Annotated in this window: 9 protein-coding genes; 1 reads left to right on the top strand and 8 read right to left on the bottom strand. The window is 70.9% G+C overall.

What is annotated here, in order from left to right; all coding sequences use genetic code 11:
* The 8 genes from C1I97_RS41595 to C1I97_RS20250 form a co-directional block, all read right to left on the bottom strand.
* A partial coding sequence (locus tag C1I97_RS41595) for an aminotransferase class I/II-fold pyridoxal phosphate-dependent enzyme (protein ID WP_258382659.1) occupies window positions 1-2,268 on the bottom strand: 2,268 nt, incomplete at its 3' end.
* Between the two features lie 157 nt (window positions 2,269-2,425).
* The gene (locus tag C1I97_RS20220; protein WP_111004629.1) at window positions 2,426-3,598 is read right to left on the bottom strand and encodes an aldose epimerase family protein; all 1,173 of its coding nucleotides are present in this window, start codon (window positions 3,596-3,598) and stop codon (window positions 2,426-2,428) included.
* 55 nt (window positions 3,599-3,653) lie between these two features.
* Window positions 3,654-4,898, bottom strand: coding sequence for a multiple monosaccharide ABC transporter permease (gene mmsB, locus C1I97_RS20225; RefSeq protein ID WP_111004630.1), 1,245 nt, complete (start codon window positions 4,896-4,898; stop codon window positions 3,654-3,656).
* Complete coding sequence (mmsA, locus tag C1I97_RS20230; RefSeq protein ID WP_111004631.1) at window positions 4,895-6,472, bottom strand: multiple monosaccharide ABC transporter ATP-binding protein; 1,578 nt, start codon at window positions 6,470-6,472, stop codon at window positions 4,895-4,897. Before mmsA ends, mmsB begins: the two co-directional genes overlap by 4 nt.
* A gap of 54 nt (window positions 6,473-6,526) precedes the next feature.
* Window positions 6,527-7,636 (bottom strand): multiple monosaccharide ABC transporter substrate-binding protein, encoded by a 1,110-nt coding sequence (gene chvE, locus C1I97_RS20235; RefSeq protein WP_111004632.1) that lies wholly within the window; start codon window positions 7,634-7,636, stop codon window positions 6,527-6,529.
* A gap of 189 nt (window positions 7,637-7,825) precedes the next feature.
* Window positions 7,826-8,794 carry a hypothetical protein gene (locus tag C1I97_RS20240; protein WP_111004633.1) on the bottom strand — a complete coding sequence of 323 codons (969 nt, stop codon included), beginning with the start codon at window positions 8,792-8,794 and terminating at the stop codon, window positions 7,826-7,828.
* A gap of 80 nt (window positions 8,795-8,874) precedes the next feature.
* Window positions 8,875-9,912, bottom strand: a complete 1,038-nt coding sequence (locus tag C1I97_RS20245) for a zinc-dependent alcohol dehydrogenase (RefSeq protein WP_111004634.1) — start codon at window positions 9,910-9,912, stop codon at window positions 8,875-8,877.
* Window positions 9,909-11,072 carry a mandelate racemase/muconate lactonizing enzyme family protein gene (locus C1I97_RS20250; protein ID WP_111004635.1) on the bottom strand — a complete coding sequence of 388 codons (1,164 nt, stop codon included), beginning with the start codon at window positions 11,070-11,072 and terminating at the stop codon, window positions 9,909-9,911. The genes C1I97_RS20245 and C1I97_RS20250 overlap by 4 nt, the downstream gene beginning before the upstream one ends.
* A 210-nt stretch (window positions 11,073-11,282) precedes the next feature.
* Here C1I97_RS20250 and C1I97_RS20255 point away from each other — a divergent pair.
* Window positions 11,283-11,940 (top strand): SCO2400 family protein (locus tag C1I97_RS20255; protein WP_441349136.1); only part of this gene is annotated, 658 nt, incomplete at its 3' end.

Genomic DNA, 11,940 nt, shown 5'->3' on the forward strand with positions numbered 1-11,940 from the left:
GGCACTGGCCCCGCCGGTCCTCCCGCCCGTCCCGAAGTACCCCCAGTCGGGCGGGGTCCGGTCCGGCGGGGGGTAGCCGTCGAAGCCGTACAGCCAGCCGTCCTTCTCGCCGCCGGTGTCGAAGGAGCCGGGGATCCAGTGGCCGTTCCTGCCCTTGTCGTTGTGGAAGAGGGGCACGTCGATGCCGTCGGCGCGCACCTTCTTGTAGAGGTGGCTCATGTAGGCGCGGCCGGCCGGCTCGTCCACGTGGGCGTCGTACTCGTTCTCGATCTGGTACAGCAGCACCGTGCCCGTGCCCCGGGTGAACAGGTGCCGGGCGGCGATGGCGTTCACCCGGCCCAGCCACTCGTCGGCGTGCTTCAGGTACGCGGGGTCGGCGGTGCGGGCGCTGCCCTCGGCGGCCGTCAGCCAGCCGGGGAAGCCGCCCCCGTCGACCTCGGCGTTGATGTACGGACCGGGCCGCAGGACGACGTAGAGGCCGGTCTCGGCGGCCGTCCGCAGGAACAGGTCCAGGTCCCGCACGCCGGTGAAGTCGTACTGCCCCGGGGCGGGCGAGTGGTAGTTCCAGGCCACGTACACGCTGACGGCGTTGTGGCCGTGCGCGCGCATCTTCTGCAGCACGTCCCGCCACAGGGAGGGGCTGGGCAGCCGGAAGGGGTGCATCTCGCCGGACCACAGCACCAGCCGCCTGCCGTCGACCAGCAGCGAGTAGCGGTCGAAGCCGACGGTGTGCCGCCGCCCGTCGGCGCCCGGCGGCCGCGGCGGCGGGCCCGTGGACACGGAGCGCGCGGTGGAGGCCGAGGGCGCCGCTGTTCCGCCGCTGCCGCCGCCCAGGGCGAGTCCGAGCGCGGCGGTGCCCGCGAGAGCGCTGAATGAACGTCTGCTGAGCGCCAAAGCTGTGCCTCCCGGGCGGCGATCATACGGGGCGCGGCGCCGCCATTCTCCCCCATGGTGACGGCGTGATCCGTACGGCCGACGGCCCGGGACCCGGAGCCCGGCGCGCGGCCCCGTTCCGCCCCGGCCGCCGGCGGCGGCCGGGGCGGCCGGTATCCGCAGGCCGGACCCGTTGGTCTCGCTCACCAGCCGGTCCACCGCCGCCGTACCCGAGCTGTAGCCGGTCCCGGTGCTCGGCTCGGGTACGGCGGCTCCCTTCCTGGTCCCGTAGAGCACCTGTTCCAGGGCGGACACCAGGCGACGCACGTCCACCTCGGGGCGCACCACGAGTCGCAGGAAGCGGCTGGAGGAACCGATCTTGTTGCCGCACTCGCGGACCAGGATCCGGTGCTCGGTGAGCAGCCGGTCGCGGACCACGGTGCCCTCGGCGCCCACGGGCAGGCGCACGAAGAGGAAGTTGCCCTGGGACGGGTAGACCGTCAGACCGGGCAGCGCGGAGAGGTGGCCGGCCATCTCCAGGCGGTCGCGGCGCACTTGCTGAAGGCTCTGCTGGTACTCCGCGCCGTGCTCCTTCAGCATGAACACCACGTGCTCGGCGAAGGAGTTGAGGTTCCACTTCAGCAGCATCGAGCGGACCTTGCCCGCGAGCGCGGGGTTGGCGACCAGGTAGCCGAAGCGGATGCCGTGCAGGCCGAAGTTCTTGCCCAGGCTGCGCAGCACCACCACGTTCGGGCGCAGCATCGCCTCCTGCACCACGCTCGGCTCGGCCTCGGCGTCGGCGAACTCCAGGAAGGACTCGTCGATCACCACCAGGTCCAGGTCGGCCATGGCGTCCATGAACTGCACCAGGGCCTGCCGGTGCTGAAAGCCGCCGTCGGGGTTGTTGGGGTTGCAGATCACGGCCACCCTGGTGCCCCTCGCCCGGATGAACTCGGCGTACTGCGCCAGGTCCAGGGTGAAGCCGCCCGCCTCCTGGAGCGGGAACATGTCGACCCGCTTGCCGGTCTCCATGGGCTGGTCGGTCCAGCGGCCGAAGGTGGGGACGGGCACGGCGAGGGACTCGCGGACCAGCAGGTGGTCGATCCAGGTGATGAGCTCCGTCGAGCCGTTGCCCATCGCCACGCACTGCGGCGGCAGCTGGAGCAGGTCGCACAGCTCGGCCGTGATCGTGTCGGCGCCGGACGGGTAGTACGTGATGATCTCCCGCAGCCGTGTCGCCATGTCCTGGAACATCTCGGGCGTGGGGAAGTAGGGGTTGCAGGGGATGCAGAAGTCCACCGGCCCGGTTCCGTCGCCGCCCTCCCGCGCCAGCGCCGCCATCGACGGACTGTGGGCCGCGGTACTGCGGAACAGCGAGGCGACGTTGTCGGCCATGGAACCTCCGTAGGGGGCGGGCCCGGTGGGGACGGCCGGGCCCGTCGTCTCTGGGGTGGCCCGCGCGGGGGAGCGCGGGCCACCCATGGATACGGAGGAGGACGTGGCGCCGTTCAACTCATGTGTGGGAAGTGTGACTTCGGGGTAGGCGCGGCCCTCACACGCCGAACGAGTGCACCGTCGTCGTCCGGTACGTCCGCCCCGGTCGCAGCACGGTCGACGGGAAGTCCGCGTGGTTCGGCGAGTCCGGGAAGTGCTGGGTCTCCAGGCACAGGGCGTCGCCCTGGCGGTAGGTGCGGCCGCCGGTGCCGGTGAGGGTGCCGTCGAGGAAGTTGCCGGAGTAGAACTGCAGGCCCGGCTGGTCGGTGGCGATCCTCAGGGTGCGGCCCGAGCGGGGGTCGCGCAGGGTGGCGATGTGCTCGGGCCGGGCGGTGACGCCCTTGTCCAGCACCCAGTTGTGGTCGTAGCCCTTGGCCCGCACCTGCTGCGGGTGGCCGGCCCGGAGGTCCCGGCCGACGGCCTTGGCGCGGCGGAAGTCGAAAGGGGTGTCCGCGACCTTGGCCAGCTCGCCGGTGGGGATCAGGCCCGGGTCGGTGGGGGTGTAGCGGGAGGCGGCGATCGCCAGCTCGTGGTCCTCGATCGTACCGCTGCCCTCGCCGGCCAGGTTCCAGTAGACGTGGCTGGTGAGGTTGACCACGGTGGGCCGGTCGGTGGTGGCCTCGTAGTCGACGCGCCACTCGCCGCGCCGGGTGAGGGTGTACGTCACCTTCGCCCGCAGTGTGCCCGGGTAGCCCATCTCGCCGTCGGCGCTGGTGTGGTGCAGGCGCAGGCCGACATCGGAGCCCTCGGTGAACGGCTCGACGTCCCACACCTGCTTGTCGAAGCCCTTCGCGCCGCCGTGCAGGCTGTTGTCGCCGTCGTTGACGGAGAGCTGGTACGTCCTGCCGTCCAGGGTGAAGCGGCCCTTGCCGATCCGGTTGCCGTAGCGGCCGATCAGGGCGCCGAAGTACGGGCTGGACGCCACGTAGTCGTCGAGGGCGGCGAAGCCCAGGGAGACGTTCGCGTGGCGGCCCCGCCGGTCGGGGATCTCCAGGGACTGGACCACACCGCCGTAGGAGAGGACCTTCAGCCGGGTGCCGCCGTTCTCCAGCGACCAGCGGTACACCTTCGTGCCGTCGGCGAGCCTGCCGAACAGCTCCTTCACCGGCTTCCCGCGCCCCGGGGACGAACCCGTGGCCGGGGAGGCGGCCCGCGCCGTTCCTGTGAGCGTGCTCGCCGCGATGCCCGCCGCTGCGGCGCCCGCGATGACCGTGCGTCTGTTCAGTTCCATGTGCGGCTCCTGGGAGGTGAGGGCCCCGCCTTTTCCGGGCGGGGCCGGAGCTGACCTATGAACCGGACTTGCGTTTGTTCCACACGTCGAACCCGACCGCCGCCAGCAGGGCCAGGCCCTTGATGACCTGTTGCCAGTCGGTGCCGACGCTGAGCAGGTTCATGCCGTTGTTCAGCACGCCGAGGACGAGACCGCCGATGATCGCGCCGAGGACGGTGCCGACACCGCCGCTCATGGACGCGCCACCGATGAACGCCGAGGCGATCGCCTCGAGTTCGTAGCTGACGCCCGCCTTCGGAGAGGCCGCGTTCAGGCGGGCGGCCACCACCAGGCCCGCCAGGGCCGCGAGCACGCCCATGTTCAGGAACACCTGGAAGGTGACCCGCTTGTCCTTGACCCCGGACAGCTTCGCGGCCGGCAGGTTGCCGCCGATCGCGTAGATGTGGCGGCCGAAGACGGCGTTGCGCATCACGTAGCCGTAGCCGACGACCAGCACGCCGAGGACGATCAGCACGATCGGCGCGCCCTTGTAGCTGGCCAGCAGCAGCGTGACGACGAGTACCGCGGTGACGATCGCGACGAGCTTGAGCGCGAACAGCCGCGCGGGCAGCACCTCCAGGGAGAACTCCTGCTGCCGGCGCCGGTCGCGCACCTCCTGCCACACCACGGCGGCGATCAGGACGGCACCGAGCAGCAGGGTGAGGTTGTGGTAGTTGGTGTGCGGGCCGGCCTCCGGCAGGAAGCCGTTGCCGATCTTCTGCAGCCCGCCCGGGAACGGGCCGAGGGTCTGGCCCTTGAGCAGGATCTCCGTCAGACCGCGGAAGAGCAGCATCCCGGCGAGGGTGACGATGAACGACGGGATGCCCAGATAGGCGATCATGAACCCTTGCAGCGAGCCCGCCGCCGCCCCGACCAGCAGGCACAGCACCACCGCGGCCGGCCACGGCACGTGGTGGCTGACCGTCAGCGCCGCCGCCACCGCGCCGACGAAGGCGGTCAGCGAGCCGACCGACAGGTCGATGTGGCCCGCGATGATCACCATCATCATGCCGATCGCGAGGATCAGGATGTAGCTGTTCTGCAGCACCAGGTTGGAGACGTTGCGTGGCAGCAGCAGGTCCCCGCCGGTCCAGACCTGGAACAGGACGACGATCAGACCGAGCGCGATCAGCATGCCGTACTGCCGCATGTTGCGGCGCAGGCCGTTCAGCACCAGAGGGAGCAGACCGTCGCCGGCGGCCCCTCGGCCCCGGCCCGGCGGCGCGGGGGACGGGGTCCTGGCGGTCACGTCCGCGCTCATCGCGTCACCTCTTCGTCCTTCGCGTCCTTCGTGCTCTTCGTGTCCTTCGTCATGTGGCGCATCAGCACTTCCTGGGTGGCCTCGGCCCGCGGCACCTCACCGGTCAGCCGTCCCGCGGCCATCGTGTAGATGCGGTCGCACATGCCGAGCAGCTCGGGCAGTTCGGAGGAGATGAAGACGACCGCCTTGCCCTGGGCGGCCAGTCGGTCGATGACCGTGTAGATCTCGTACTTGGCGCCCACGTCGATGCCGCGCGTGGGCTCGTCCAGGATCAGCACGTCCGGACCCGCGAAGATCCACTTGCTGAGGACGACCTTCTGCTGGTTGCCGCCGGACAGCCGGCCCACCGGCTCGAAGACGGTCGGCGCCTTGATGTTCATGGACTTCCGGAAGCCCTCGGCGACCTGCCGCTCCTCGTGCTCATCCACCACACCCCGCCTGGCGACCTTCTTCAGGGCGGTCAGCGAGATGTTCCGGTTGATGGTGTCGATCAGGTTCAGGCCGTAGTGCTTGCGGTCCTCGGTGACGTACGCGATGCCGTGCCCGACCGCCTCCGCGACGGTCCTGGTACGGATCTCCCGGCCGTCCTTGAGGACCGTGCCGGCCGCGTACCGGCCGTAGGCGCGGCCGAAGACGTTCATCGCCAGCTCGGTGCGGCCGGCGCCCATCAGGCCCGCGATGCCGACGATCTCCCCGCGCCGCACCCGCAGCGACACGTCGTCGACGACCTTGCGCTGCCGGTCGATCGGGTGGAACACGGTCCAGCCCCGGATCTCCAGGGCCGGGGCCGCGCCCTCCTGAAGCTGGTGCGGCGTGCGCTCGGGGAAGCGGTGGTCGAGGTCGCGGCCGACCATGCCGGCGATGATCCGCTCCTCGGTGGTCCCGGCCGCCTTCACGTCCAGGGTCTCGATGGTGCGGCCGTCGCGCAGGATCGTCACCGAGTCGGCGACCCTGCGGATCTCGTTGAGCTTGTGGGAGATGATGATCGAGGTGATGCCCTGCTTCTTCAACTCCAGCATGAGATCCAGGAGTTTGCCGCTGTCCTCGTCGTTCAGGGCGGCCGTCGGCTCGTCCAGGATGAGCAGCTTCACGGACTTCGACAGCGCCTTGGCGATCTCCACCAGCTGCTGCTTGCCCACGCCGATGTCGGCGACCCGGGTCTCGGGGTGCTCGTCGAGACCGACGCGGCGCAGCAGTTCGGTGGCGTGCCGGAGGGTGTCGTTCCAGTTGATGAACCCGCGCGTGGCGTGTTCGTTGCCCAGGAAGATGTTCTCCGCGAGGGACAGGTACGGCACCAGCGCCAGCTCCTGGTGGATGATGACGATGCCGCGCTGCTCGCTCGCCCGGATGTCCCTGAACCGGCAGGGCTCCTGCTCGAAGAGGATCTCGCCCTCGTAGGTGCCGTGCGGATGGACACCGGAGAGCACCTTCACCAGGGTGGACTTGCCGGCGCCGTTCTCCCCGCAGATGGCGTGGACCTCGCCCTGACGCACCGTCAGCGTGACGTCCGACAGCGCCTTGACACCGGGAAAGGTCTTGACGATCGAGCGCATTTCCAGGACGGGTCCCGCCATGGTCGTGCCTTTCGGTCGGTCGGTGGTCGGTGGGTACGGCGACTGCCCGCCGGGCTACTTCCTCAGCTCGGCGTCGGTGTAGTAACCGCCCTTGACCAGGACCTCCTCGTAGTTGGTCTTGTCGACACTCACCGGCTGCAGCAGGTAGGCGGGGACGGTCGTCGCGCCGTTGTCGTACGTCTTGGTGTCGTTGACCTCGGGCTTCTTGTCGTTCAGGACGTCGTCGACCATCGCCGAGGCCACCTCGGCGAGCTTGCGGGTGTCCTTGTAGACGGTCTGCGTCTGCTCGCCCGCGATGATCGACTTCACCGAGGCCAGCTCGGCGTCCTGGCCGGTGAGCACGGGAAGGGGCTTGGACCTGGAGCCGTAGCCGTCCGACTTCAGCGCGGACAGGATGCCGATGGAGATGCCGTCGTAGGGCGAGAGGACCGCGTCGACCCGGCCGCTCTTGTAGGAGGAGGTGAGGAGGTCGTCCATGCGCCGCTGGGCGGTCGCGCCGTCCCAGCGCAGGGTGGTGACCTGGTTGAGCTGCGTCTGGCCGGACCTGACCACCAGCTTCTTGCTGTCCAGGTACGGCTTCAGGACGTTCATCGCGCCGTTGAAGAAGTACTTGGTGTTGTTGTCGTCGTTGGAGCCGGCGAACAGCTCGATGTTGAAGGGGCCCTTGCCGTCCTTCAGCCCCAGCTTGTCGACGATGTAGTTCGCCTGCAGCTCGCCGACCTTCTCGTTGTCGAAGGAGGCGTAGTAGCCGACGTTCTCCGTGCCGAGGATCAGCCGGTCGTAGGCGATCACCGGGATGTTCGCGTCGGCCGCCTCCTGGAGCACGTTGTTCAGCGACTTGTTGTCGATGGCCGCGACGATCAGGCCCTTGACGCCCTGCGTGATGAGGTTCTCGATCTGGGAGACCTGGGTGTCCGGGTCGTCCTCGCCGAAGACCAGCTTGGTCTTGTAGCCCTTGGCCTGAAGACCCTTGACAACGTTGTTGCCGTCGGAGATCCAGCGCTCGGAGGACTTGGTCGGCATCGCGATGCCGATGGTGGAGCCCTTGGTGCTGCCCGCCTTCTCCTTGCTGCCGCCCTCGCTGTTCTGCCCGCAGGCGGACAGGGTGAGGGCGAGGCAGGCGGCCGTGGCCGTCGCGGCGAGTGCGGCTCTGCGGTTGCGCATGGTCATCATCCTTGATGTGGGTGCGGGATCGGTCCGGCGGTGCGGGTGCGGTGCGGGGAGTGATGCGAATGCGGTGCCGAGGCGGTGCGGGGAGCGGGACGCGTGCGGTGGGGCAGTGGTGGACCGAGAACGGTCGTGTTGGATTGTGCGCGACTGTGTCGTGTTCTGTGAAGCGCCTTTTCGGGAACGTTATGCCGGTGTGTCGAACCGGCGCAGCTCGCCCGGCAGCCGTGAGCCCAGCGGTGCCATGTCACCGGCCGCTCCGTGGCGCTCGAGCAGGTCCAGTGCGAGCCGGCCGCGCCGCACCCGTTCCCGGGCGGTGTCCAGGGTCAGGTCCCGCAGGTGGGCGCCGTACGGGTAGATGCCGGGCGCCTTGGCCAGGCCGAACTTCAGGTACAGCGGTGCGCCGCGCCGGATCAGCTCGGCGACCTCGTACATCCGCACGTAGCCGCCGAGGTCGTCGGGGGCCTCGATGTACAGGTCCATGGGGGCGGCCGACGCCCTCCGGATCTCGGTGAGATGAGCGGGCGTCAGGTCGCTGGGCACGTTGACGGAGTCGGCGCCGAGCCGTTCGAAGACGGCGTACGAGGCCGGGTTGACCGGGCCGATCAGCGCGGACACCTTCAGGGTGGTGCCGGCCGGGATGATGCCCGCCTCGCGTGCCTGGTGCAGCGTCCACAGCACCCCCTCATCGGCGACGAGCAGGCATCGTACGCCCAACTCCGTTGCCCGCAGGGCGTCTTCGACGCATCCGGCGACCGCGTCGCGGCCGCGGGCGCGCAGACCCGCGCCGCGCGAGTCGGAGCGCACCGAGCCGCCGGTGTCCCAGGTGCCGCGCGGGCCGGTGAACAGGCAGAGCTCGATGTCCCGTTCGCCGGCCGCCTCGACCATCTCGGTGATCTCGGCGTCGGTCAGCATCCACACGCCGCTGCCCTGGCTGATCCGGTGGACCGGCACGTCGAGCCGTGCGGACTCCTTCAGGACCACCGCCAGCGCCTCGGGACCCTCGCACGAGGGGATCTCGGTGCGCCAGCGGCCGCCACCCGGGAAGGTGTGGGGCGAGGCGTCGGCGGGGTCGGGCGCGGGGGCGCCCAGGCCGAGCGCGGCGAGCGCGTGCTCACCGGGTCTGCGGGCTGCCGTGGTGGAAGCGTCGGTCACAGGCTGTCCTTCGTGTTCGGTATGTCGGACGAGGTTCGCGGCTCCGGGTGCGGAGAAGACCCCCGGGCCGCAGGGGTACGTCACGGCCGGAGCAGGACCTTGCCCACCTTCGGATCGCCGGCCCCCACCAGGTCGATGGCGTGCGAGAACCCGGTGAGCGGGAGCTCGTGGGTGACGAGCGGCAGCGGATCGAGCAGCCCCGCCGCGAACACCCGCACCGTGTGCGCCCAGGCGTCCGGCGGTGCCCCGAAGACGGTGTGCACCTCCAGCTGCCGTACGACGAGATCGGTCGGATCGAGCCCCTCGGCGCCCGGCGCCGGGATGCCCGTCAGGACCAGCCGCCCGCCGCGCCGGAGCAGGGCGGCGGCGGTGCGGGCGGCGCCCGCGGACCCGGCGGTCTCGACGACGACGTCGAAGCCGGCCGGGAGGGCCTGGTCCCCGGTACGGAAATCCGTGGCGCCGAACCGCCGGGACAGCGCCTCGCGGTCGCGCCGCGTGCCGACGACCAGCAGCTCGGCCGGCGAGGCCGCCCGCAGGAACTGCACGGCGAACATCCCGAGCGTGCCGGTGCCGACCACCGCGACCCGCTCGCCCGGCCGCGCGTTCGCCTTCAGCGCGGCGGCCGCGACGCAGGCGGCCGGCTCCAGCAGGGCGGCGGCGGTGAGACCGGCGTCCTCGGGCAGCACGTGCAGCAGCCGGGCCGGAAGCGTGAGCGTGCCCGCCATCGCACCCGGCTGGGTGAAGCCGGTCTCCTCGTACCCCGAGGTGCACAGGGTCGTCTCGCCGGCGTGGCAGCGGTCGCAGACCTGGCAGTTGCGGAAGCCCTCGCCGACCACCTTGCGCCCGACGAGCCCCTCGGGCACCCCGGCGCCGACCCGCTGGACCGTCCCGGACCACTCGTGGCCCGGCGTGAGCGGGTAACGGACGTACCCCTCGGGCCGGTTGCCCTGGTACACCTCGCGGTCGCTGCCGCAGATGCCGACGGCGTGCACGGCGACCAGCGCCTCGCCCGGACCCGGCTCGCGCGGCGTGTGCTCCACGAGCCGGTGCAGGCCGGGCGCCTCGACGACGACGGCGGTGGGGACGGCGGTGGCCGCGGTGCCGGTGGCGGTGCTCACTTCGCCCCCTTGGGCCTGCGCTGCTCCCAGCCCTCGGCCCACAGGTCGAACCTGGCCTGCTGCTGCGGGAATTCGGCCGCGGCGTCGACGTCCAGCTCGACGCCGAGGCCGGGCGCGTGGGAGAGGTGGAAGCAGCCGTCCTCGGGGTTCACCCGCGGGGCGCCCTTGACCACCTTCTTGATCTCCGCGTCCGCGAAGTCGTTGAAGTGCTCCAGGACCTTGAAGTTCGGTGAGGTGAAGCCGACCTGGAGGGAGGCGGCGGTGAGCACGGACCCGCCGACGTTGTGCGGGGCGACGAGCGTGTAGTGCGTCTCGGCGGTCGCGGCCAGCTTCCGGGTCTCCCAGATGCCGCCGATGTGGCCGACGTCGGGCTGGATGATGTCGGCGGCCTGGCTCTCGAACAGCTCCCGGAACTCGATCCGGTCGTGGATGCGCTCACCGGTGGCCACCGGGATGTCGACCTTGGCGGCGATCTTCTCCAGCGCCTTCAGGTTCTCCGGCGGGCACGGCTCCTCCAGCCAGGCCGGCTCGAAGGGCGCCATCTCCCTGGCCAGCCGGACGGCGGTGGTGGGGGAGAAGCGGCCGTGCATCTCCAGCATCAGCTCGGCGTCCGGGCCGATGGCGTCCCGTACGGCCTCGATGAGCGAGACGGCGTACAGGGTCTGCCGGTGGTCGAGTTCGAAGTGCCCGGTGCCGAAGGGGTCGATCTTCAGCGCCCGGTACCCGCGCTCCATGACCGCCCGGGCGGCCCCGTGGTACGCCTCCGGGGTGCGCTCGGTGGTGTACCACCCGTTGGCGTAGGCCTTCACCTTGTCGGTGACCCTGCCGCCCAGCAACTGCCACACCGGTACGCCGAGGGCCTTGCCCTTGATGTCCCAGCACGCCATCTCCACGACCGCGATCCCGGACATCACGATCTCACCCGCGCGGCCGTAGTCGCCGTACTTCATCCGGCGCACCAGGTCCTCGACGGCGAACGGGTCGGAGCCGAGAACGTGGTGGGCCTCGGCCTCCCGCAGGTAGCCGATCAGCGCGTCGGTGCGGCCCAGCATCCGGGTCTCGCCGACTCCGGTGATCCCCTCGTCGGTGTGCACCTGGACGTAGGTCAGGTTGCGCCACGGCGTCCCGACCACGTGAGTGCTGATTCCGGTGATGCGCACGGCGATTGCCCCTCAGCTGTGGATGGCTGTTCGAGATTTCGTCACACGTTCGAAATGCTGGCGCGACAGTAAGGAGGGGTCGCCGGGGGTGTCAATGGGTCCGACGGGTGACGGTTCCGGCAAGCTTTTCGATCATTCTTGCGATCTCCCACAGAACCTTCACAAGGAATCCCGGCAACGCCCCCGCGCGGAACCTAGTCTTCCCGCGACATGAACTACTGCCACCCGTGCCAACGGCACCTCAACGGCGCCCTCGCCTGCCCGGGGTGCGGCACTTCCGTGGAGACGTACGCCGCGTCCGCGGCCGTTGAGCACGCGGTGGCCGCAAAGGCGCCGACGGAGAGCGGTGAGCCGGAGAACGAGTCGGAGCGGCCCGGCCCGGAAGGAGCCGGGGCCGGGGCGGCGAGCCGTCGCGACCGCAAGGCCGCGGCCCACCGCCGGCGCCGCCGCCGTACCCTCCTCGTGACCACCGGCTTCGTCCTGGCGGCGGGCGGCCTGAGCCTCGCCGAACTCGGCGCCGACGCCCCGGCCCTGCCGGGCTTCTCCAGTTCGGAGCCGGCCGCGGCGGAGGGCGACGGGCAGGCCGGTGACGGCGATCCGGCCCTCGACCCGGCAGAGACGGCCGGCCCGGCGAACGCCCCCTCCGGGGCCGCCACGAGCACGGCCTCCCCGAACGCCTCGGAGTCCGCGTCCCCGTCCGCGTCGGCGGACGACGAGGAGCCCGAGCCGGACACGACGGAGACGAACGACCCGCGGCAGCCGGCGCAGCCGGCGGAGGAAGACGACGCGGGTGCGGGCGCGGCCGGGGGCACGGGTACCGGCGGAGGCACGGGCGCCTCGAACCCCCCGCCTCCGGAGGCTCCCCAGC

Origin of the sequence: Streptomyces sp. NTH33, from assembly GCF_003236365.1 — a bacterium.
GTDB lineage: Bacteria > Actinomycetota > Actinomycetes > Streptomycetales > Streptomycetaceae > Streptomyces.